General features: G+C 74.0%; 21 protein-coding genes. 7 read left to right on the top strand and 14 right to left on the bottom strand.

All coding sequences use genetic code 11. The features are described from left to right. Positions 1 to 386: 386 nt before the first annotated feature. Positions 387 to 1061 (bottom strand): DUF3000 domain-containing protein, encoded by a 675-nt coding sequence (locus ACWCP6_RS21665; protein WP_450934116.1) that lies wholly within the window; start codon positions 1059 to 1061, stop codon positions 387 to 389. Positions 1062 to 1162: 101 nt separating this feature from the next. On the opposite strand from ACWCP6_RS21665, the gene hemE reads away from it, so the two are divergent. Beyond that, complete coding sequence (gene hemE / locus ACWCP6_RS21670) at positions 1163 to 2266, top strand: uroporphyrinogen decarboxylase (RefSeq protein ID WP_450934117.1); 1104 nt, start codon at positions 1163 to 1165, stop codon at positions 2264 to 2266. 115 nt (positions 2267 to 2381) lie between these two features. Here the strand turns inward: hemE and ACWCP6_RS21675 are convergent, their stop codons facing one another. After that, complete coding sequence (locus tag ACWCP6_RS21675; RefSeq protein ID WP_450934118.1) at positions 2382 to 3758, bottom strand: FAD-dependent oxidoreductase; 1377 nt, start codon at positions 3756 to 3758, stop codon at positions 2382 to 2384. 98 nt (positions 3759 to 3856) lie between these two features. Further along, positions 3857 to 4840 (bottom strand): DUF4349 domain-containing protein, encoded by a 984-nt coding sequence (locus ACWCP6_RS21680; protein ID WP_450934119.1) that lies wholly within the window; start codon positions 4838 to 4840, stop codon positions 3857 to 3859. A gap of 186 nt (positions 4841 to 5026) precedes the next feature. Between ACWCP6_RS21680 and hemG the strand changes: the two genes are divergently transcribed. Both hemG and hemQ read left to right on the top strand, forming a co-directional pair. Further along, positions 5027 to 6535 carry a protoporphyrinogen oxidase gene (hemG, locus tag ACWCP6_RS21685; protein WP_450934120.1) on the top strand — a complete coding sequence of 503 codons (1509 nt, stop codon included), beginning with the start codon at positions 5027 to 5029 and terminating at the stop codon, positions 6533 to 6535. Between the two features lie 4 nt (positions 6536 to 6539). Next, positions 6540 to 7259 (top strand): hydrogen peroxide-dependent heme synthase, encoded by a 720-nt coding sequence (gene hemQ, locus ACWCP6_RS21690; protein ID WP_450934121.1) that lies wholly within the window; start codon positions 6540 to 6542, stop codon positions 7257 to 7259. 36 nt (positions 7260 to 7295) lie between these two features. Here the strand turns inward: hemQ and ACWCP6_RS21695 are convergent, their stop codons facing one another. The 10 genes from ACWCP6_RS21695 to ACWCP6_RS21740 all read right to left on the bottom strand — a co-directional run bounded on the left by ACWCP6_RS21695 (position 7296) and on the right by ACWCP6_RS21740 (position 17107). Beyond that, complete coding sequence (locus tag ACWCP6_RS21695; protein ID WP_450934122.1) at positions 7296 to 8951, bottom strand: alpha/beta hydrolase; 1656 nt, start codon at positions 8949 to 8951, stop codon at positions 7296 to 7298. Positions 8952 to 9142: 191 nt separating this feature from the next. Then, positions 9143 to 9904 carry a TIGR04222 domain-containing membrane protein gene (locus tag ACWCP6_RS21700; RefSeq protein ID WP_450934123.1) on the bottom strand — a complete coding sequence of 254 codons (762 nt, stop codon included), beginning with the start codon at positions 9902 to 9904 and terminating at the stop codon, positions 9143 to 9145. A gap of 125 nt (positions 9905 to 10029) precedes the next feature. Then, a complete protein-coding gene (locus tag ACWCP6_RS21705; protein ID WP_450934124.1) occupies positions 10030 to 11334 on the bottom strand; it encodes a DUF692 domain-containing protein in 1305 nt (434 codons plus the stop codon). Between the two features lie 303 nt (positions 11335 to 11637). Further along, positions 11638 to 12162, bottom strand: a complete 525-nt coding sequence (locus ACWCP6_RS21710) for a MepB family protein (RefSeq protein ID WP_450934125.1) — start codon at positions 12160 to 12162, stop codon at positions 11638 to 11640. Positions 12163 to 12254: 92 nt separating this feature from the next. Further along, entirely contained in the window at positions 12255 to 13028 is a 774-nt protein-coding gene (locus ACWCP6_RS21715) for a peptidyl-tRNA hydrolase (protein WP_450934126.1), read from the bottom strand. Between the two features lie 91 nt (positions 13029 to 13119). Beyond that, entirely contained in the window at positions 13120 to 13311 is a 192-nt protein-coding gene (locus ACWCP6_RS21720; RefSeq protein WP_450934127.1) for a hypothetical protein, read from the bottom strand. A gap of 70 nt (positions 13312 to 13381) precedes the next feature. Next, positions 13382 to 14275, bottom strand: a complete 894-nt coding sequence (locus ACWCP6_RS21725; protein WP_450934128.1) for a polysaccharide deacetylase family protein — start codon at positions 14273 to 14275, stop codon at positions 13382 to 13384. 236 nt (positions 14276 to 14511) lie between these two features. After that, positions 14512 to 15228, bottom strand: coding sequence for an FAD:protein FMN transferase (locus ACWCP6_RS21730; protein ID WP_450934129.1), 717 nt, complete (start codon positions 15226 to 15228; stop codon positions 14512 to 14514). Positions 15229 to 15277: 49 nt separating this feature from the next. Then, positions 15278 to 15706: an FMN-binding protein gene (locus ACWCP6_RS21735; RefSeq protein ID WP_450934130.1), complete on the bottom strand. Its 429-nt coding sequence runs from the start codon at positions 15704 to 15706 to the stop codon at positions 15278 to 15280. 39 nt (positions 15707 to 15745) lie between these two features. Beyond that, on the bottom strand, positions 15746 to 17107 hold the full coding sequence (locus ACWCP6_RS21740) for a ferredoxin reductase family protein (protein WP_450934131.1): 1362 nt from the start codon (positions 17105 to 17107) through the stop codon (positions 15746 to 15748). A 166-nt stretch (positions 17108 to 17273) separates the two neighbouring features. Between ACWCP6_RS21740 and ACWCP6_RS21745 the strand changes: the two genes are divergently transcribed. Further along, positions 17274 to 18029 (top strand): response regulator transcription factor, encoded by a 756-nt coding sequence (locus ACWCP6_RS21745; protein WP_450934132.1) that lies wholly within the window; start codon positions 17274 to 17276, stop codon positions 18027 to 18029. Then, positions 18026 to 19462, top strand: a complete 1437-nt coding sequence (locus tag ACWCP6_RS21750; RefSeq protein ID WP_450934133.1) for a sensor histidine kinase — start codon at positions 18026 to 18028, stop codon at positions 19460 to 19462. The genes ACWCP6_RS21745 and ACWCP6_RS21750 overlap by 4 nt, the downstream gene beginning before the upstream one ends. 109 nt (positions 19463 to 19571) lie before the next feature. Here the strand turns inward: ACWCP6_RS21750 and zapE are convergent, their stop codons facing one another. Continuing rightward, on the bottom strand, positions 19572 to 20693 hold the full coding sequence (gene zapE, locus ACWCP6_RS21755; protein ID WP_450934134.1) for a cell division protein ZapE: 1122 nt from the start codon (positions 20691 to 20693) through the stop codon (positions 19572 to 19574). Between the two features lie 37 nt (positions 20694 to 20730). On the opposite strand from zapE, the gene ACWCP6_RS21760 reads away from it, so the two are divergent. Both ACWCP6_RS21760 and ACWCP6_RS21765 read left to right on the top strand, forming a co-directional pair. Beyond that, positions 20731 to 21525, top strand: a complete 795-nt coding sequence (locus ACWCP6_RS21760) for a pyrimidine reductase family protein (RefSeq protein ID WP_450934135.1) — start codon at positions 20731 to 20733, stop codon at positions 21523 to 21525. Positions 21526 to 21884: 359 nt separating this feature from the next. Beyond that, the gene (locus ACWCP6_RS21765) at positions 21885 to 22358 is read left to right on the top strand and encodes an indole-3-glycerol phosphate synthase (RefSeq protein ID WP_450934136.1); all 474 of its coding nucleotides are present in this window, start codon (positions 21885 to 21887) and stop codon (positions 22356 to 22358) included. The last annotated feature ends 135 nt before the right edge of the window (positions 22359 to 22493 follow it).

Raw genomic sequence — 22493 nt, forward strand, 5'->3', positions numbered from 1 at the left:
GACCGGCTCGGGGATGAAGCCGGGACGAAACGTGTTTGCAAGGTCACAGACGTCTTCGGCATCAAACCCGCGCGGCTTTAGAGAAAGATCACGATTTAGTGAGAACAATTCGTGCAATTCGGACGTGCGATCGATCATCCGAAGATCGAATAGGCCTGGTTACGGTTCCGAAAGTGGTCACTTCTGCACGGCAGGCTGACGACCGGAACGACCGGCGTCCCCGCGGCTCGTGACCGTACCCCTTGTTTCCGTACTCGCCCGGCGGGTGCGTCGACGTTCGCCGCTGCCGCCGTCCGTACCGACCGCAGCACCCGCGCCCCTGGCCCGACGGCGACCGTGTCCCGCGCCCCGTCGCCCCGGGCGTCCGCGTCCCGCGCCCGGGGCGGTCAGGGCGTCCGCGGGCCCCGGCGCTGCGGGAGCGACACCACCGAACCGCCGTCCGGAGCCGGGCCGGCCGGCGGCAGGCCCGCCACCTGGCACAGCAGGTCGCACCACGCCCCCAGGTGCGCCGTGGTGTCCGGCACCCCGCCCATCCCCTCGCGCGGCGTCCACGACGCGCGGATCTCGATCTGCGACGCGGGCGGGCGCTCCGACAGCCCCCCGAAGTAGTGCGAGGCCGCACGGGTGACCGTGCCGCTCGGCTGCCCGTACGACAGACCGCGTGCCTGGAGCGCACCGGTCAGCCACGACCAGCAGACCTCCGGCAGCAGCGGATCCGCCGCCATCTCCGGCTCCAGCTCCGCCCGGACGAGCGTGACCAGACGGAACGTTCCCTGCCAGGCTTCGTGTCCGGCCGGATCGTGCAGCAGCACCAGACGCCCGTCGGCCAGGTCCTCGCCGTCCGCGACGACAGTGGCCTCCAGCGCGTACGCGAACGGCGCGAGACGCCGCGGCGCGCTCGTCGGCTCGATCTCGATCTCGGGCCGCAGCCGCGCCATCCGCAGTGCGTCGACGGCCGCCCGGAACGGCAGTGGGGCGGTGTCCGCGGGATTCCGCGGATTGCCCTCCTGGTCGTCCATTCCGTCAGCGCCGTCCGACAGTCGTCCCTGAGCCGCAGCCATGCCGGGAACATTAAGGGGAACGGGCGCTTCGTGCAGGGAGAGACACCCACCGGTGTGAGGGCTGGCCGGATCCCGCTCCTCACGCATGCGAGACTTTCCGCGTGAGTGCCAACGAACACCCCCGAGACCTCGATTCCGCTCGAGCCGGGGACGCCCCCGCCCCGGGCCAGCAGCCGACAGTCAAGGACTCCGCCTTTCTCAAGGCGTGCAGGCGCGAGCCCGTGCCCCACACCCCGGTGTGGTTCATGCGGCAGGCCGGGCGCTCGCTGCCCGAGTACCGCAAGGTCCGCGAGGGCATCCCCATGCTCGAGTCGTGCATGCGGCCGGAACTGGTCACCGAGATCACCCTGCAGCCGGTGCGCCGGCACGGCGTGGACGCGGCGATCTACTTCAGCGACATCGTCGTACCGCTCAAGGCCATCGGCATCGACCTCGACATCAAGCCGGGCGTCGGGCCGGTCGTCGAGAGCCCGATCCGCACGCGCGCGGACCTCGCCCGGCTGCGGGACCTCACACCCGAGGACGTCTCCTACGTCACCGAGGCCATCGGACTGCTGACGGCCGAGCTCGGTGCGACGCCCCTCATCGGCTTCGCCGGTGCGCCGTTCACGCTGGCCAGCTACCTCGTCGAGGGCGGCCCGTCGCGCAACCACGAGCACACCAAGGCGCTCATGTACGGCGACCCGCAGCTCTGGGCCGACCTGCTCGACCGGCTCGCCGACATCACCGCCGCCTTCCTCAAGGTGCAGATCGAGGCGGGCGCGTCCGCGGTGCAGCTCTTCGACTCATGGGTCGGCGCGCTGGCGCCCGCGGACTACCGCAGGTCCGTCATGCCGGCGTCGGTGAAGGTCTTCGACGCGGTCGCCGGGTACGGGGTGCCGCGCATCCACTTCGGCGTGGGCACCGGCGAACTGCTCGGCCCGATGGGCGAGGCCGGGGCGGACGTCGTGGGCGTCGACTGGCGCGTACCGCTGGACGAGGCGGCGCGGCGCGTCGGGCCCGGCAAGGCGCTCCAGGGAAACCTGGACCCCGCGGTGCTCTTCTCGTCGCCCGAGGCCGTCCGGGCCAAGGCCGACGAGGTCCTCACCGCGGCGAGCGGGCTCGAGGGCCATGTGTTCAACCTGGGCCACGGTGTGCTGCCCACCACCGACCCGGATGCGCTCACCCGGCTCGTGGAGCACGTCCACGAGCGGACCGCGCGGTAGTTCCGGCGGCGCGGCCCGGGTCCGCGCCGCCACCGGGGCACTCCGTCGGACTTCCGCCCGCCCCCCGGATGCAGGGGCGGGGGTCCGCCCCGTCCGGGGGGCGGGGGTCCGCCCCCTAGACGCCCGCCGCCCGCACCGCCGCCGTCGCCTTCCTGGCCGCCACCAGGACCGGGTCCCACACCGGTGAGAAGGGCGGGGCGTAGCCGAGGTCGAGCGTCGTCATCCGTTCCACCGTCATGCCCGCCGTCAGCGCGACGGCCGCGATGTCGACGCGCTTCGCGGCGCCCTCGCGGCCGACGATCTGCGTACCGAGGAGACGGCCCGTGCGGCGCTCGGCGAGCATCTTCACGGTCATGGCGCCCGCGCCGGGGTAGTAGCCGGCGCGACTCGTCGACTCGACGGTGACGGTGACGTACTGCAGGCCGGCGGCGCGGGCGTCCTTCTCGCGCAGCCCCGTGCGCGCGATCTCCAGGTCGCACACCTTGCTGACGGCCGTTCCGACGACGCCCGGGAAGGTGGCGTAGCCGCCGCCGATGTTCGTACCGATGATCTGGCCGTGCTTGTTGGCGTGGGTGCCGAGCGCGATGTGGCGCTCGCGCCCCGAGACCAGGTCGAGGACCTCCACGCAGTCTCCGCCCGCCCAGATGTTCTGCCGGCCGCGCACGCGCATGGCCAGGTCGGTGAGCAGTCCGCCGTGGTCGCCGACGGGGAGTCCCGCCGCGCGGGCCAGATCCGTCTCGGGGCGCACGCCCATGCCGAGGACGACGACGTCGGCCGGGTACTCGGCGTCGTCCGTGGCCACGGCACGCGCCCGGCCGTGGTCACCGGTGAGGATCTTGGTCACGGCCGCGTCGTTGACCATCGCGATGCCCATCGCCGCCATCTGCTCGTGCACCAGGCGGCCCATGTCCGGGTCGAGCGTGGCCATCGGCTCCTGGCCGCGGTTGACGACGGTGACCTCGTAGTCCCGCTTGAGCATCGCCTCGGCCATCTCGACGCCGATGTAGCCCGCGCCGACCACCACCGCGCGGCGGCCCGGGGTGGTTCCGAGGCGGTCCAGGAGCTCCTGGCCGTCGTCGAGGGTCTGCACGCCGTGCACACCGGGCGCGTCGATGCCGGGCAGCGGCGGCCGCAGCGGCTGCGCCCCGGTGGCGATCACCAGGTGGTCGTAGCCGAGCCACTCCTCGCGCCCCGTTTCCAGATCGAGCCAGCTGACACGGTTGCCCGGCGGATGGATCTCGGTGACCTCGGTCCGCATCCGCAGGTCGATGGACCGGGACCGGTGCTGCTCGGGGGAGCGGGCGATCAGACGGTCCCGGTCGGGGACGTCACCGCTCACCCAGTACGGGATGCCGCACGCCGAGTACGAGGTGAAGTTGCCGCGTTCGAACGCGACGATCTCCAGCTCGTCCGGGCCCCTGAGCCGGCGGGCCTGCGACGCGGCGGACATGCCCGCCGCGTCGCCGCCGATGACCACGAGTCGCTCTGGCACTTGCCTTCTCCTTCAGCCGGTGGCTTTGGCCGGTGGCTTGGCAGTAGATCAGAGGTTCGCGTGGCCCGTAAGGCGGTTCAGCGCCGACCCCGGGGAGTTCACTCCCGCCCGGACTCCTCCGCCGCCGGCTCGGCGGTGCGCTGCCGGCCGACGGCCGCCGCTGCGACGCCCGCCGCGCCGCGCCGCCGCGGACCGGCGAACCGGACCCAGAGCGCGAGCAGCAGCGCGGCCGTCGCCACGAACGGCAGCACCGCGCCCAGCGCGACGGCGAGCCAGCGCAGCATCGTCACGAAGGCGTGCCAGCCGCCCGCCAGCGCGTCCACGAACCCCGGTTCGTCGTCGGGCTTCTCGGCCTTCTTCACCGGCGACTCGGTGAGGGACAGGGTGATCGTGGCGAGACTCGTGCGGTCCTTCAGCGAGGCCTGCTGCGCGAGGAGCGACTCCAGATCGGCCTGACGCGAGCTCAACTCGCCTTCCAGCGACACCACGTCGCTCAGCTTCGTGGCCCGGTCCATCAGCGCGCGTATCCGGTCGACGCTCGCGCGCGCCGACCGCACGCGGCTGTCGACGTCCACGACCTGGTCGGTGACGTCCTTGGCATGGACCGTGCGCCGGAGCAGCCTGCCGGTGCCGGACAGCCGGTCGAGGACGTCCTGGTACCGGTCCTGCGGCACCCGCAGCACGATCCGGGAACGTTCGTGTCCCTGCGCGTCCCGGTCCGTCGTCTCGTCGCCGACGATCCCGCCCGCGGACTCCGCCGCGGTACGCGCGGCGTCGAGGGCCCGCGGTACGTCCTTGGCGCGCACGGTGAGCTCCGCGGTGCGGATGATGTGGACCCCGGTGGGCAGGGGCCGGCGGGTACCGGCGCCCTTCCCGTTCCCCGCGGCACCGCCGGCCTTGGAGTCCGCAGCCGCGCCGTACTGCCCGGCCGCCCGGGCGGGGCCACGCTCGGCGGCGGCCTTGTCCCCGGCCGAGCCGGAGCCGCCCCCCGCGCTGCATCCCGCGACGGTGAGGACGGCGACGAGCAGGGCGCCCGTGACGGCGCGCGGGCGGCGCCGGTTCCGCATGGAGATGGTGGACATGGGCATCAAGGTGTACCCCCGGAGGTGTCGTCGGTACTGATGCCTCCTGGACGCACGAGGGCCCCCCGAGGACGTCGCTGCCCGGTCCCGATGCGGTCACGGTCGGGACTCGGCTCGCCGAGGGGAGGCCGGGGCCGGGGCCCGGCGCCCCGAGGGCCGCCACCGGCCGTCTGAGAGAGTGGTGACATGCGCTCAGCGGACACAGCCACACGGTCGTCGGGTCATGTCGTCGTAGTCGGAGGCGGCATCTCCGGACTCGCCGCGGCCCACCGGCTGCTCGGCGCCGGTGCCCGTGTCACCGTGCTGGAGGCCTCCTCTCGGCTCGGCGGCAAGCTGCTCCCCGGGGAGATCGCCGGCGCCCGCGTGGACCTGGGCGCCGAGTCGATGCTCGCCCGGCGCCCCGAAGCGGTCGCGCTGGCGCGCGCGGTGGGACTGGGGGACCGGCTGCAGCCGCCCGCCACCTCGACCGCGTCGATCTGGACGCGCGGCGCGCTGCGCCCCATGCCCAAGGGCCACGTCATGGGCGTCCCCGGTGCCGCATCGGCGCTCGCCGGAGTGCTCTCCGAGGACGGACTGCGCCGGATCGAGGAGGACCGCACGCTGCCGCGCACCGAGATCGGTGACGACGCGGCCGTGGGGGCGTACGTCGCGGAGCGGCTCGGCCGCGAGGTCGTCGACCGGCTCGTCGAGCCGCTGCTCGGCGGCGTGTACGCGGGCGACGCCTACCGCATCTCGATGCGCGCCGCCGTTCCGCAGCTCTTCGAGGCCGCCCGCGCCCACGACTCGCTCACACAGGGCGTGCGCGAGATCCAGGAACGCGCGGCCGCCCGGCAGCAGACCGGTCCGGTCTTCATGGGCATCGACGGCGGCGTCGGCACCCTCCCGCTCGCGGTCGCCGACGCGGTGCGGGCCGGGGGCGGCGAGATCCTGCTCGGCACCCCGGTGACCGAACTGCGCCGGGTGACGGTGCCGGCCGCGGCCGGCACCGGTGGTGCGGCTCCCGGACCGCACACGCACTGGCGTGTCGTCGCCGGGGACCGCGTCCTCGACGCCGACGCCGTCGTGCTCGCCCTGCCCGCCCCCGCCGCCGCCCGGCTCCTCGACGACGAGTCGCCCGCGGCCGCCGCCGAGCTGCGCACCGTCGAGTACGCCTCGATGGCGCTGATCACTCTCGCCTACCGGCGCACCGACGTGGCCGCGCTCCCCGCCGGCAGCGGATTCCTGGTGCCGCCGGTCGACGGGCGCACCATCAAGGCGTCCACCTTCGCCTCGCAGAAATGGGCCTGGGTCGGCGCGCAGGACCCCGGCCTGTTCGTGCTGCGCACGTCCGTCGGACGGTACGGCGAGACGCAGGACCTGGGCCGCGAGGACGAGTACCTGGTCGAGGTGTCCCGGCGCGATCTGCGCGAGGCCACCGCGCTGGACGCCGAGCCGGTGGCCACCCGCGTCACCCGCTGGCAGGACGGGCTGCCGCAGTACCCGGTGGGCCACCACGCCCGCGTGGCCCGCGTCCGTGAGCACATCGCCGAGCTGCCGGGTCTCGCCGTGTGCGGCGCGGCGTACGACGGCGTCGGCATCCCGGCCTGCATCGCGAGCGCGTACGCGGCCGTGGACGCCATCGGCGGGGACCTCACCGGGATCGAGGAGCTGAGGCGGAACCCGGTGCAGAGCATGCACGGCGGCGCGGGAGAATGACCCCATGAGTGACGACGCCCCCGCAAAGATCCCGAACATCGGCAAGAAGGCCAAGGACCTCAACGAGGTCATCCGCTACACGCTGTGGTCCGTCTTCAAGCTGCGCGACGTCCTGCCCGAGGACCGCACCGGCTACGCGGACGAGGTCCAGGAGCTGTTCGACCAGCTCGCCGCGAAGGACGTCACCGTCCGCGGTACCTACGACGTGTCCGGTCTGCGCGCCGACGCCGACCTCATGATCTGGTGGCACGCGGAGACCGCCGACCAGCTCCAGGAGGCGTACAACCTCTTCCGCCGCACGAAGCTGGGCCGCGCCCTGGAGCCGGTGTGGTCGAACATGGCGCTGCACCGGCCCGCCGAGTTCAACCGCTCGCACATCCCGGCGTTCCTCGCCGACGAGACGCCCCGCAACTACGTGAGCGTCTACCCCTTCGTGCGGTCGTACGACTGGTACCTGCTGCCCGACGAGGAGCGCCGGACCATGCTCGCCGACCACGGCAAGATGGCCCGGGGCTTCCCGGACGTGCGGGCCAACACGGTCGCCTCGTTCTCGCTCGGCGACTACGAGTGGATCCTCGCCTTCGAGGCCGACGAGCTGTACCGCATCGTCGACCTCATGCGTCACCTGCGCGCCTCGGAGGCCCGCCGCCACGTCCGTGAGGAGGTCCCGTTCTTCACGGGCCGCCGCAAGACCGTGGCGGACCTGGTCGCGGGCCTGGCCTGACATCCCGCACCCGCCGCGGAAGCACTGTGGCGCCGGTCAGCGCACCGGGGGGCGCCGGGTGCCCCGGCCCCCGGTGTCTGCCCGCGCGACCGGCCGGGGCTCGGCGTGCGGGGCGCACGCCGTCGCACGCTGGAGCGGAAGCCGCCCGTCGACCAGATAGTCGGCCAGGTAGGCGTTGACGCAGGTGTTGGCGCCGCCGCCGATGCCGTGGGTGCCGGAGCCCTGTTCCGTCACCAGTGCCGAGCCGGCGAGCCGGCGGTGCAGCTCCAGCGCACCGGGGTACGGCGCGGCCGCATCCCGTTCGGCGGCCAGGACCAGCGTCGGCGGCAGTGCCCCCTTCGACGCCGCGCGCACGTCGACGGGCTTCTGACGGGGCGCGGACCAGTAGGCGCACGGCAGGTTCGTCCAGGCGTTTTCCCAGGTCACGAAGGGGGCGACGCGGGCGAGGCGGGTGTTGTCGCGGTCCCAGGTGCGCCAGTCCGTCGGCCAGGGCGCGTCATTGCACTCGACGGCCGTGTAGACCGCGTTGGCGTTCTCCATCGCCGCCGCCTCCCCGGCCACCGGTGCCGCCTCACGGGTCAGCTGCCCGGCGTCGCCCTTGAGGAACGCGGACAGCGCCGCGGCCCGGGTCGGCCAGTACGCGTCGTAGTAGCCGGCCTTCATGAAGGCGGCCTGCAGTTCGCCGGGGCCGACCTTGCCACCCGCGGGCTCGGCGGCCAGGCGCGCACGGGCCTGCTCATAGCTCCCCAGCACCTCGGCGGGCGTCTTCCCCAGGTGGTACGTCGCGTCGTTGCGAGCGACCCAGGCGCGGAAGTCGGCCCAGCGGCCCTCGAACGCGGCCGACTGGTCCAGGTTGTTCTGGTACCAGATCTGGTCCGGAGCAGGGTTCACGGGCGAGTCGAAGACCATCCGCCGCACGTGCGACGGGTACAGCGTGGCGTACACGGCGCCGACGTACGTCCCGTACGAGGCGCCCATGAACGTGATCTGCCGCTCGCCGAGCGCGGCGCGCAGCACATCCAGGTCGCGGGCGTTGTTCAGCGTCGAGTAGTACGGCAGCGCGTCCTTCGCGCGGCGGGCACAGCCCCTCGCATACGACTGGGCCTGCGCCATCCGCTCCCTCTTGTACGAGTCGGAGGGGTCGCGCGGCGACTGCGTGGGTGCCTTCACGTACTGCTTGGGGTCCTGGCAGGACAGCGGTGCGGAGCGGCCGACGCCGCGCGGGGCGTAGCCGATCAGGTCGTAGGCGGCGGAGATGCGGCGCCACTCGGACAGGCCGGAGACCTCGGGGAAGGACATGCCGGAGGCTCCGGGGCCGCCCGGGTTGTAGACGAGGGCGCCCTGGCGGGCGACGGTCCTGGGGTGTCGGCCCCCCGACGTCCTGGTCGCCCCGACCCGGCTGACGGTCAGTCTGATCTGCTTTCCGTCGGGGTGGGCGTAGTCCAGCGGGACGGTGACGGTGCCGCACGTCAGTTCGGCGGCAAGGTGCTCCGACGCGGGACAGGCGCCGAAGGCGATCCCGGCGGACGCGGCGCGCTGCGCGGCGACGGCGGTGCCGCGCGCCTCGGCGGCGCCATGGGCCTCCGCCGCGCCCGGGCCGCCCGGGGACACGGCGGTGCCGCTCGCCGGGGCGGCGACGACGGCGGTCAGGAGTACGGATCCGGCGGTTCCCCAGAGGGCGGCAGCTCTCATCGCTCTCCCGCATCCCTTCGGTCCACTGCGGGCGACGGTGCGTCACCTCACAGAACGGGCAGAATAAAAGGGATAATCAGACTGGAAGAGGCTGAAGCGAAGCACCGGCCGCAGGTGTCGGGCTCAATGCCCCCTGATGGCGCACGCGACCGGCCCGGGTCCGGCTCTCACCGGGCCCGGGCCTGCGGCCTTCACTGGACCCGGTGCGCGAAGGCCGCCCTGAGGACCTCGTCCCTGGTGGCCCGCACCCCGCCCACGGCGACGGCGCTCAGGAAGGAACGGTCGTCGGCGCCGGGACGGCGGGGCAGCCGGCCGAGCAGCCGCTGTCCCGCGGGGGAGGCCCAGCGCGAGTAGGGATGGGCCTCCCAGCGTGCGATCACCAGACAGGACAGGGTGAGGACCAACGGCAGCGCGAACCAGGCGGCGACCGGGCCCGGGGTGTTCTGCACGACCTGACCGGGCATCAGGACGGCCACGCCGCCGAGGGCGAGGACCGCGACGGCGGCGGCCCGCACCTGGCGGACCGCGAGTCCGACGTTGGTCCGCGCGTCGTCGGACACGGCGAGCCCCGCGGCGACCAGTGCGTCGCCGAGCGCGCGGATCGCCGTGGCGGTGGCCGCCGTGGTCCGCACCGGGGCGATGCGCGCCTGGCCCTCCGGGCCGATCGCGTCTAGCACGGAACACTCCATGGCGTCGTGGCCCTCGGGGTCCACGACGGTCGCCCATCCGGTGTGTGCGAGCAGCAGGCGGCGGCGCCGCGCCATCGACACCAGGGTCACATCGGCGACCCGTACGGGGCCGCCCGACAGGAACGCCGCCTCGTACACCGTCAGTTCGTGCCCGGGGTCGGTGCCCGGGTCGGTGGCGGCGGCACGGGACGCGGCCAGGCACAGCCGGGCGCAGGAGAGGCCGGCCGCGGCCCAGGCGATCAGCAACAAGGGGAGCCAGAACATGGCGTGTTTCTATGCGAACCTTCGGCCCTGCGCCATGCCTTCTTCAGTATGTGGACCGGGCTTTTGCCGGCCGGTGATGTTCCGCTTCCCGGCAGCCCGGCGCTCCCATGGGGCGTGCGGGGCGATCAGGCCCCGGCCAGGGCGTGGCGTGCCGCACGGATCAGCCGCGCGACCGGGCGGCCGGACCGCGGCTTCGGGCCCGATCGCTCCAGCCACCAGTCGCTCAGCCGCCGGTGCGCCACGGGGTCCGCCGGGCGCCCCGCGTCCAGCAGCCACCCCACGAACTCCAGCGCGTCCTGCCGGTAGCCACCGGTCATCGGGTGGCCGTGGGCGTACGCGAGGAACTCGTCCCGGTAGGTGTCACCGACGATCTCGGGCACCTCGGGCGCCACCTTCCCGACGACCCCCGCGCGCTTTCCCGCCAGCGCCCGGCTCTGCACCCCGAGGCGTGCCCGGTCGAACCCCTCGGGGGCGGGCGTCCCCGCGGTGAGGGCCGACAGGAGCGCGGCCTGGGCGATGCCCAGGCGCTGACGCGCGGACTCCGGCTCGGCGGCCGGGACGGGGGCGGAGGAGGACGGGCGGGGGGAGATGTCCGCGGTCCTCGGGGTGCGGGCCGCGACCGTCGACCGTATGGCGTCCAGTTCGCGTTCCAGCTCCTCGGGGGCCGGGAAGTTCTCGTCCCGCTCCAGGAGCACCCCGGGCGGGGTCACCCGGTCCGCCAGATCGGCGAGCACGTCGAGAACGGGGCGGGGGACCGGGTGGGCGTGGGTGTCGTGCCAGACGCCGTCGCGTTCGAGGCCGCCCGCCACATGGACGTAGGCGATGGCCTCGACGGGGAGTTCGTCGAGGGCCTTCGCCGGGTCCTCGCCGCGGTTGACGTGGTTGGTGTGCAGGTTGGCCACGTCGATGAGGAGGCGCACGCCCGTCCGGTCGACCAGGTCGTACAGGAACTGTCCCTCCGTCATCTCCTCGCCGGGCCAGGAGATCAGCGCCGCGATGTTCTCCAACGCGAGCGGAACGGGCAGCGCGTCCTGGGCGATACGGACGTTCGCGCACAGCACCTCCAGCGCGTCCCGGGTCCGGGGCACCGGCAGCAGATGGCCCGCCTCCAGCCGCGGCGACGCGGTCAGCGCGCCACCGGCCCGTACGTAGGCGATGTGCTCGGTGACGAGCGGAGTGCCGAGTGCCTCGGCGCGCGCCGCGAGTTCGGCCAGACGGCCCGCGTCCGGCCGCTCCGCGCCGCCGAGACCGAGGCCCACCCCGTGCGGTACGACCGTGACCCCCCGCTCCCGCAGGCGCACCAGGGACTCCGGGAGATGCCCGGGACACAGGTTCTCCGCGACGACCTCGACCCAGTCGACCCCGGGCATCCGCTCCACGGCGTCCGCGATCTCCGGCCGCCAGCCGATCCCCGTACCCAGACGCTCCATGCCCCCTCCTCCGTCATCGCGATGGTGCCGGTGTCATGACCCCGGCCGGCTCCTCCGAACCCGGCGGAGGGCACCTTCAGAGCTACATTTGAGGTTCCGTCCGCTCCGTGCCGTCCTGCCCCGGAGGCCGCGGTGAGGGCGCCTGCCGGTGGCGACGGTCCTCACCACCAGGCCGCGGCAGGCGGCGGACGGCGGCCCCCGACGCAGATACGGAGGGCGGCCCGGACACGTTCAAGGGGGCGCACCCGCGGCGCGGTTCGGGGGAGACGACGGGCAGCCGGACGCGGGGACCGGAGCGCGGACCTACGAGTGGTAGAGGGCGCGGGCGCGCGCCAGGTCGACGAGCCCGTCCTCGCCGAGGTGCAGGAAGTGGTTCACCTGCCACGCCTGAGTGCTGCGTGCCTGGCGATTGGTCGTGGTCACCCACGGCGGGTAGACGCGGAACCCTCGCTTCCCGGCGGAGCCGCTGCGGGACATGATCCCGCGCTCGCACAGCACCTCGCGCGGGAACACGAACTGTCCGAAGTGGCCGCTGTCGCGGCTGCTGATGACGACGAGGTCGATTCCGTCGTCGGTGTCGAAGGGCCGGATCGGCCCCTGCGGGGACCGCTGCCACACGGTGACGAACTGGCCGGGCTTCGTCGGGGTGGTCTTTGCCACGCGGAACCTGACCGAGAGCCCGTCGAGCGTGAACCCGTGAGCCGCGTACTCGGCGCTCTCCGGTTCGGGCACCGGCTGCGAGCACGTGAAGCCGCCCGGACCGTACACCCTTGCCCCGGCGGCCAGGAGATCACAGTGGAGCCCGGTCCACGGCTGATGCGTCACCACGCCCCCATCCTGCCATCACGCCCGCCGCATGCTGCCGGTGACTGCCGTCGCTCTGCATGCACCACCTGCGGCCGCCCGGTCCCGGCCGGCCTCTAACCCCGGCGGTGCAGTGCCGGGTGGTCGGCGACCACCGTGCAGGAGCCCGGCGCGATCTCCGTGAAGCCGGCGTCACGGACGACCGGGAGGCCGCTCGTGGTCAGGTGCGGCCAGCGGGCCGGGTCGGCGGTGCGCACGGCGAGCGGGAAACCGGCGTCGCACCAGGCCCCGCGTTCCTCGTCCGAGAGCTCCCACCAGGCGAGTTGGGCGCCGTGACCCGCCTGGGCCATCGCCTTGCCGGCCGACATCCCGATCCCGGGGTTGAGCCGGAGCACCGGGATGCCCGGGTCGGGCTCGGCCGGGGGCTCCGGGTCGTCGAGGTCCGTGCCCGACACCTGGAGCCGCGCCAGGTCCTTCGGCCAGCCGTCGAGGGGGACCGGAGGGAAGACGCGCACCTCGGCGGACCTGCCCGGGACCGTGATGCCGTCCAGGGCCTCCGCGCGCCGCCACTCGGCCCCGCGGGCCCGGCGCACGACCTTGCGGATACGGGCGTCCTGCCAGTCCCGAACGGCCTGCGCCCACGGCCCCTCGCCCAGCGACCGGGCGTCGCTCAGCATCGCCAGGACCGCCCGGGCGGCGGTCTCCAGCGCGTCCGTGCGTGCGGGCGGAGCGGCCCGCTCGATGCGTACGACCAGCGGCAGCACGAACTGCGGCGCGTGGTCGCGTGCGTTCGGCTCCGTCCGGAAGGGGCTGTCCGTCCGCGCCCCGGGTGCGGCGGCCTGTGCCGTGGGTACGGCGGACGTGCTGGTCGTGCTCTCCTGACTGCTCACCCGACCAGTCTGCCAGGAGGCCTTCGGGGTCCGGCGGGCCGGTGACGGGGGCCGGGACGGGCGATGCGACCCTGCTCCCGGGCGGCGGGACTCAGCCCGAGCAGGCGGTCCGCTGCGCCTCCTGCCACTCGCAGACCGGGCACAGGGTGATGCCCTTGTGCGACTCCGGATACTCGGTCGGCTCCCGGCATAGCACGCACTCGGCGAACTCCTCACCCTCCGCGGGGGCGGGCGGGCCGTGCGGTGCCGGGGCCGCGCAGTAGCCGTCGTCGTCGTGGTCCATGGGCCCAGGGTAGACAGCCCCGGGCCCGGCCCGTCGGGCCGTGTGCGCGGGCGGGGCCGCGGCGGCCGCGTCAGCGGGCCGTGGCGCTCGCCCGGGCCGTCGGTCCGGCGCTGCGGTTCGTCTCGCCGATCATCTCGGACACCTTCACGAAGCGGTACCCGCGCTTGCGCAGCTCGGGCACGATCGTGCGCACCGCGGTCTCCGTGGTGGGCGCCGCGCTGTGCGTGCAGTGCATCACCACGACCGACCCCGGCTTCACCCCGTCCAGCACCTGCCGTGCGACGGCGTCCGCGTCGGTGGCGAAGGCGTCCCCGCTCACCACGTCCCACTGCACGGCCGTGATGCCCTCGGGGGTCAGTGCCCGCAGCGCACGGTCGTTGTAACAGCCGCCCGGGAAGCGGAAGTACGGCAGCGCGTTCGTCACGCCCGCCTTGCGGAAGGCCTGGTACGCACGGTCGACGTCCGACTTCATCGAGCCCTCGGCCACCTCCGGCAGCCCGTAGCAGCTCGATGTGAAGGCGTAGTGGCTGTAGGAGTGGTTGGCGATCTCGAACAGCGGGTCCTTGCCGATGGAGCGCGCCTCGTCCGGGTACTCGTCCGCCCACCGGCCCGTCATGAAGATCGTCGCCGGCACCTTGAGGCGACGCAGCGTCGTCATCAGCGCAGGGTTGTCGAAGTGTTCGCCCGCCTCGGCGCGCGGCCCCTCGTCCGCGGTCATGTCGGCGTCGAAGGTGAGCGCGACGACCTTGTCCTTGTCGCGGGGCCCGTTCATGAAGACGGGGGTCAGCCCACCGGCGCCGGGCGTGAGCCGGGGCGGCCCGGCGGCCGACGGGACGGCGGACGACCCGGTGGCGGCTGCGCGGCCCGGGGCCCCCGGCTGCTCGGCGCCACCACATCCGGCGAGCGCGGCCCCCAGGGCGGCCGTCGCACAGACAGCGGCAACTCTTCGTACAAGAATGATCACCGGCTGAACATATCTCCATCACGGTGTGTCGTCGGCCCGGCGCGTCCGATGCACGTACGGGGGCCCCACGGATGGCCGTGCGCTGTCCCGCATCCGGCCCTGTCTGCAGTATCGGCCGGGCCGCGCCTGCGCGCGCGGCCGCCTCCCGCGCCGCGGGGGCCGGTGCGGAAAGCGGGGATCGGTGCGGTCGCGGGCGGCCGGTCGGCGTGCGCCGGACGCCCCGCGCGGTACCCCGGTCACGCCGCCGGGCCGCTGCTCCGCCAGGTCTCTCCCTCGGCGGTGACCCCCAGCGCCTCGTGGCCGGCAAGGGTGGCGACCCAGGCGCGTGCACGGTCGCCCATGGCGAAGGCGGCGGTCGCATGGGCGTCGGTCTCGGTGAGGCGGTGGCCGATCAGCGTGACCGAGGCCAGGTTCGAGCCGGCGGGGAGACCGGTGCGCGGGTCGAGGATGTGGTGGCCGCGCTCGGCGGTGCCGGATGTGGCGACGGCGAAGTCCCGCCCGCTGACCACCGTGAGCAGCCTGCCGGGCCGCAGCGGGTGCGCGATCCCGATCCGCCAGGGCTCGCCCGGTGCGGCCCCGCCGCGCAGTTGCAGGTCACCGCCGCCGTTGACGCACGAGTGGTGCGCCCCGGCCGCGTACAGCAGGTCGGAAGCCCGTTCCACCGCCCATCCCTTGACCAGCCCGGACGGGTCCAGCCGCCCCCCGGCCGTCGCCGAGAACCAGCCTCCGCTGACCTCGGTGGCCCTTTCGCACAGCGCCAGCACCTCGGCCACCTCGGGCGGACAGTGCTCGACGGTCGTCTCGCCGCGCGCGAGCCGGCTCACCGCACTGTCGGAGCGGTACGGCGAGAAGACGGCGTCGACGTGGTGCAGCCATGCCACGGCTTCCGCCAGTGCCCTGCGTACCGCGGGGGCCTGTGTGTCACGCACGTCGAAGGAGAAGACGGTACCCATGACGTGTTCGACGTGCCGCAGACCGGCCCGCCGGGACGTTCGCGCGGCCTCACCCACCGGCCCGGTCCAGAGCACTCTGCAGCGAGGTGATGTACCCCTGGCTGGTGTAACTCGCCCCGGACACCGCGTCGATGTGCGCGCTCTGCGCCCCGAGAGCCTCCTCGTTCAGACGCGGAACGGCGTAGGCGGCGATCTCGCGGTCCCGGCCGTTGTCGGAGGGCGTCCGCAGGACCTTCACGGCGGTCAGCCGGCCGCCCCGGAGGGTGGCCGCGACCTGGACCGGACCGTAGCGGGTGGAGATCACGTCGCCGGTGAACGTGCCGGTGCGGGTGGCCGGGCCGGAGGCGTGCGACGAGGGCCGCGAGGGCGCAGGCGAGGGCGCGGAGAAGGCAGGGGGCGCGCTGGTGTGCGGCTTGAGCGACAGCAGCAGGACGACCCCCGCGACGGTCGACAGGGTGGTGACGGCGACTCGGCGCACGGGAAGTACTCCTTGGGCGAGGGCGGTGCGACAGACGGGTCAGAAGGCGAACGACTCGTGGTGGATACGGCGGCGCGGCACCCCCGCGCCGCGCAGGGCCCGCAGTGCGGCGTCGGTCATGCCCGGCGGTCCGCACAGGAAGACGTCGCGTTCGGCGATGTCCGGCACCAGGCGGGCGAGGGCCCGGCCCGTCATCGGCACGGCGTACTCGGCGGGTTCGTCCACGGAGTAGTGCACCCGGGCGCCGCGGGCCGTCGCTATCGCGTCGAGTTCGCCGCGCAGCGCCAGGTCCTCGGGGCGCCGCGCCCAGTGCACGAGCACCGTGTCGCCGGGCAGCGTCTCGAACAGCGCGCGCAGGGGCGTGACCCCGACACCGCCCGCCAGCAACAGCGACTTCCCGGTCGCGGCACGGGCTGCGGTCATCCCCCCGTACGGTCCCTCGGCCCACACGCGGGTCCCGGGCGCGAGGTCCGCGACGGCCGCGCTGTGCGACCCGGCCGCCTTGACGGTGATGCGCAGGAGCCGCGCACCGGCCGGCGCCGACAGCGAGTACGGGCTCGCCGTCCACCACAGGCCCGTGGTCAGGAAGCGCCAGCGGAAGAACTGTCCGGGCCGCGCCCGCAGCTCGTCGAGGCGCTCCCCGGACAGCAGGACGGACACGACGCCCGGGGCCTCGGGGCGTACGGAGACGACGCGCAGCCGGTGCCGCAGCGCGCGCCGGACCGGCACCAGGAACCGGAACCACAGGACCAGTCCGGCGGCGCCCAGATACAGCGCGTACCAGGCGAGCCGCGCGGGACGGCTGCCGGCGAAGTCGGCGCCGTCGGCGAGCTGGTGCCCGAAGACGAGGAAGACGGCGAGATACGTCGCGAAGTGCAGGTAGTGCCAGGTCTCGTAGCTCAGCCTGCGCCGGGCGGCCCGCGCGGACAGCACACCCGTCGTGACGAGCAGCAGGAATCCGGCGGTGCCCTTGAGCAGCTCCGGATAGTGGAGAACCAGGGTGGTGGTCTGGCGGATCACGCCCATGTGCGCGCCCAGGGCATAGCCCTCGATGATCAGCAGGGTGTGCGCGAGTGCCAGCCACACCGTGTACCGGCCGCCGCGCGCATGCCAGCGGGCCAGCCGGTCGGAGCCGATGCCGTGGTCCAGGAGCGGCACGCGCGCCATGAGCACCAGCAGTACCGCGCAGGCGTATCCGGCGAGCAGGCCCGTGATGCGGGCGGCGTTCGTGAGCCATCCCGCCATGCCCACGACTGCGGACGTGTTGGTCCACCACAGCGCGAGGACACCCGCCGCACCGGCTTGGATCAGCAGACGTGCCACGAGCGGCACGGGGATCCGAGGTGGCGCCTTGCGGGACCTGATGGCGGTGTCGTCGGTCACAACGGTGCTGGTGACCACGGGCTCCTCCTGGCTCGAGGGGACGAACGGGGTGGTCAGCGTCGCAACCGAGTCTCTGAAAACCCTCTGAACGAGCGCCCGGCCCCCGCTGTGGGATCCGATTCACAGGGAATTCAGAGGTCGGCGGTGCCCGCAGCCCGGCGCCCGGGGTCATGCTGGAGGGACCATGGAACGACCCGGAACCACTCCCTCCGACGCTGCTCCCACGCTGTGCCGCCCCGACGGCTCCCCGGTGCGCGCCCTCGTCGTCGACGACGAGCCCGACCTCACCGAGGTGCTGTCCGCGGCGCTCCGGTACGAGGGCTGGGAGGTACGCACGGCCGCCGACGGCACCACCGCGCTCGCCGCCGCCCGGGACTTCCGCCCCGACGCGGTGGTGCTGGACTGGATGCTGCCGGACGTGGACGGGCTGCAGGTGCTCGGCGAGCTGCGGGGTGTGCTGCCGGAGGTGTGCGTGCTCTTCCTCACGGCGCGTGACGCGGTGGAGGACCGTATCGCGGGCATCACCGCCGGCGGCGACGACTACGTGACCAAGCCGTTCAGTCTGGAGGAGGTCGTCGCCCGGCTGCGCGGTCTGCTGCGCCGGGCCGGGATGGCCCGCGAGCCCGGCGACGGAGCGCGCCTCGTCGTGGGGGATCTGGTCATGGACGAGGACGCGCGCGAGGTCAGCCGGGGCGGAGTCGCCGTCGAACTGTCCCGCACCGAGTTCGAACTGCTCAGATTCCTGCTGCGCAACCCGCGCCGGGTCCTGTCCAAGCAGCAGATACTCGACCGCGTCTGGTCCTACGACTTCGGCGGCCGTTCCCATGTCGTCGAGCTGTACATCAGCTACCTCCGCAAGAAGATCGACGCGGGCCGCCCGCCGCTGATCCACACGGTCCGCGGCGTCGGGTACGTGCTCCAGCCGGACCGGGCGTCGTGAGGCGGCCGGCGCGCCGGGTACCGCTGCCCCGTACCCTCCGGGCCCGCCTCACCGCGGGACTCGTGGTGCTGCTCGCCCTCGCCTGCCTGGCGGTGGGGATCACCACGGCCGCCGCGCTGCAGGGCTTCCTGGTCGGGAGGGTCGACCAGCAGCTGGCGGCCGCCCACGGACGGTTCGCCGCCAGCCTGGAGCACGAGAGGCGGCCCGACGGCGACAACGGCCCCGACACCCGGGGCCAGGCCGACCGCACCTTCGGCGCCCGCCTGCTGCGCGGCGCCACCACCGCGGCGGCCGTCGTCCACGACGAGACCCACGCGTCCGTCCCGCTCACCGTCGGCGACCGGCGTGCCCTGGCCGCCGTCCCCGCCGACGGGCGCGGCCACGGCATCCGGCTCACCGCGCTCGGCCCCTACCGGGTCGCCGCGGTCCCCGGCGACGACGGCGACGTCCTGATGACGGGGCTCCCGCTGCACCCCGTCGAGGAGACCGTGCACCGGCTGGAGCTCGTGGAGGCGGTGGTCTTCGCGGCGGCGCTGGCCGCGACGGGTGTGGCCGGGGCCCTGTGGGTCCGCCTCTCGCTGCGCCCGCTGCACCGGGTCACCGCGACCGCCGCCGAAGTGGCGCGGCGCCCGCTCGCCAGCGGCGAGGTGGCCATGCCGGATCCGGTCCCGGACACCGACCCGCGCACCGAGGTCGGCCAGGTCGGCACCGCCCTGAACCGGATGCTCGGCCATGTGGGCGACGCCCTCGCCCGGCGTCACGCGAGCGAGGAGAGGCTGCGGCACTTCGCGGCCGACGCCAGCCACGAGCTGCGGACTCCCGTCGCCACCGTGCGCGCGCACGCCGAGCTCGCGCTGAAGCACCCGGGCGCGGTCCCGGGCGAGGTGCGCCACGCGCTCACCCGTATCCAGTCCGAGTCGGAACGCATGGGCGGACTCGTCGACGATCTGCTGTTGCTGGCCCGCCTCGACGCAGGGCGCCCGCTGGCCCGCGAATCGGTCGATCTGACCCGGCTCGCCCTGGACGCGGTCGACGACGCCCGGGCCGCGGGCCCCGGCCACCACTGGCGGCTGGAGCTGCCCGAGGAGCCGGTCGTCGTCACGGGCGACCCGCACCGGCTGCACCAGGTCGTGGCCAATCTGCTGGCCAATGCCCGGGTGCACACTCCACGGGGCACGGCCGTCACGCTCCGTCTCGCCCAGGGGCGGACGGGTACCGAGCTGACCGTCGCCGACGACGGCCCGGGCGTTCCGGAACCGATCCGGGCCACGGTGTTCGACCGCTTCACGCGCGCCGACCACAGCCGCTCGCGCACGGCGGGCGGCACGGGTCTCGGCCTCGCGATCGTCTCGGCGGTGGCGACGGCCCACGGCGGCGAGGTGTCCCTCGCCAGCCGCCCGGGCCGCACGGAGGTCCGGCTGCTGCTGCCGTGAGCCGGGGCGGACGGGCGCCGTGGGCCGGGGCGGACGGCGTGCTGTACGGCGGAAGGTGACGGACGGGCACGGTGAGGGTGCCCGCCGGAGCGGCGGGGCCGGGGCCGGGCTACGCCGCCACGAGCCCCTTCGCGTCGCGAGCCAGAGCGGTCAGCCGCGAGATCGCCCGGAAGTACTTCTTCCGGTACCCGCCGTTCAGCATCTCCTCGCTGAACAGCCGGTCGAACGGCAGCCCGGACGCGAGGACCGGTACCTCGCGGTCGTAGAGCCGGTCGGCGAGGACGACGAGCCGCAGGGCCGTCGACTGGTCGGGCACCGGGCGTACGTCGGTGAGGCACACCGCACCGAGGCCGTCCGTCAGCGCGCCGTAGCGGCTCGGGTGGACACGGGCCAGGTGGTCCAGCAGATGCGGGAAGTCGTCCAGCGACGCACCCTGCGTCGCGTACGCCGTCTTCGTCACCTGCTCGTCCGAGAACGGCGCCGGAGCCTCGGGCAGCCCGCGGTGGCGGTAGTCGTCGCCGTCGATGCGCAGCGTCCTGAAGTGCGCCGACAGCCCCTGGATCTCGCGGAGGAAGTCGACGGCCGCGAAGCGCCCCTCGCCGAGCTTGCCCGGCAGGGTGTTGGAGGTCGCGGCGAGCGCGACGCCCGCCTCGACGAGCTTGCCGAGCAGCGAGGACACGAGGACCGTGTCGCCGGGGTCGTCGAGCTCGAACTCGTCGATGCACAGCAGCCGGTGGCCGCTCAGCGTCTGCACGGTCTGTTGGAAGCCGAGGGCGCCCACGAGGTTCGTCAGCTCGACGAAGGTGCCGAAGGCCTTCTGCTCGGGCGCGGCCGGGGTGGCGTGCCAGAGGGAGGCGAGCAGATGGGTCTTGCCGACGCCGTAGCCGCCGTCGAGGTACATGCCGCGGGGGCCGGCCGGGGCCGCGGGCTTCCTGCCGAACCACTTGCGCAGCCCGGCACCCTTGCCGGCGCCGGAGGCATGCGCTCCGCCGAGCCCGCCGGCGAAGTCGCCGAGCACGCGCACGGCCTCGGACTGGCTGGGCTGCTTCTGGTCCGGTATGTACGTCTCGAAGCGGACCGCGTCGAAGCGCGGCGGGGGCACCATTTCGGCGACCAGACGGTCCGCGGGGACATGCGGTTCACGGGCGCACAGCGACAGCGGGCCCGTGGCGTCGGCGGCGGGGCTCTGGCCGGGAATGCTCTGCCCCAGGGAGGCGGTGGAGGAGGACACGCTTCCCAACTCTATGCCGCGTGCGAGACTGCACGACATGCGACGACTGTTCCCTGTGACGCACGAAACAGCCGACGGGGCGGGTCCGGGGGGCCTCGCCGACCACGAGTGGGACCTGGACGAGCTGGCGCAGGCGTATGCGTACCCGGGCGGGGACGTGTGGCTGCGCGCCAACATGGTCTCGACGCTCGACGGGGCGGGCCAGCACGACGGGAAGTCCCAGCCCATATCCTCCGCCACCGACATGCGTGTCTTCGGCACGCTGCGCGGCCTCGCCGACGTGGTGATCGTCGGCGCCGAGACCGTACGTCAGGAGGGGTACCGCCCCGCGCGGGCGCGCGAGGCCTTCGCCGCGCGGCGGGCGGCCGCCGGGCAGGGGCCCGCACCCGCGATCGCGGTGGTCACCGCGAGCCTGGACCTGGACTTCTCCCTCCCGCTCTTCACCTCGCCCCTCGTGCCGACCCTCGTGGTGACCGGCGCCGCCGCGCCCGACGACCGGGTGGCCGCCGCGCGTGAGGCGGGCGTCGAGGTCGTCGTGGCCGGGGACGGCAAGGGGGCCGAGCCGGAGCGGGTCGTCCAGGCGCTCGCGGAGCGCGGGATGCGGCGCATGCTGACCGAGGGCGGACCGCGGGTGCTCGGCCAGTTCGTGGCCGCTGGGGTGCTGGACGAGCTGTGCCTGACCCTGTCGCCGATGCTCACGGCGGGGACCGCCCAGCGGATCGCCGGGGGGCCGCCGATGGCCGTGCCGGAGCGGCTGGCCCTGGCGTCGGTACTGGAGGAGGAGGGCTTCCTCTTCCTTCGGTACGCACGTGCCCGGCAGGGGCAGGCGTGACGGCCTCACGCTGACGGCCTCACACAGGAGCCCGCGCCCCGGACGGCCGCCCGGGGCCGGACGGAGCCGTGGGGTCCGCCGCTGGGGCCCGACGGGCGTGTCCGCCGTGACGGCGGACGGGGCGCCGCGGCGGCGTGCGGCACCGCGGCGGCGGGTGTGCCGCTCGGGTGGTCGGTCCGCTCGGCGGTGTGCCGCCGGGGTGCCCGCCGACGTGCCCCGACGATCATCGTCCGGAATCATCCATTCCGATCAGCATCCGGCGGGCACACTAGATCTCGCAGTCCCCGGGTGCTTACGGGGCAGGATGGTTTCCGCACGGGCCCTGCGAGGAGGCCCACCGGAGGAGAAGGGCGCCTGGTGTGTTCACGAGCGTATTGATGATCGAGAAGGCCCTGACGTCCGCCGACGTGGAGTTCGTCACCACCTTGCACGGGGACGAGGAGGTCGTCTTCCACCTGTTGCTCCAGCCCCGCGGGGACCAGGCCGACCGGCTGCTGCGAGCCATCGACGACGTGGCGCTCGGCGAACTCGACGAGGCCCGTCACGAGGGGCAGACCCCCGAGGGCAAGGACGCCGCGGCGCTCGGCCGCTCGGCGCTCGACGTCTCGCTGCGGGCGCTGCGCGCGGCGGGCTGCACGGCGGAGGGAAGGCTGATCGAGGACCACCCGATCGACGCCCTGAAGACGATGGTCGACGAGACCGGCGCCGACGAGGTGATCGTGCTGACCGATCCCCACTACGTGGAGGAGTTCTTCCACCGCGACTGGGCGTCACGAGCCCGTCACAAGGTCGGCGTACCGGTCCTGAAGCTCTTCTCGCACAGCAAGGCGTAGCGTCGGCGGCGGGGGCGGCACGCGGGAGCGACGCCGTCCCCGCCGGTACCGGGGCCTGGCCGTGCGGCGCGCCCGCAAGGCATAGGCTGGCCCCTCGGACGTACCCGCATCACACCGCACAGCACTTGGGGAGAC

It is taken from the genome of Streptomyces sp. NPDC002004 (assembly GCF_053593975.1).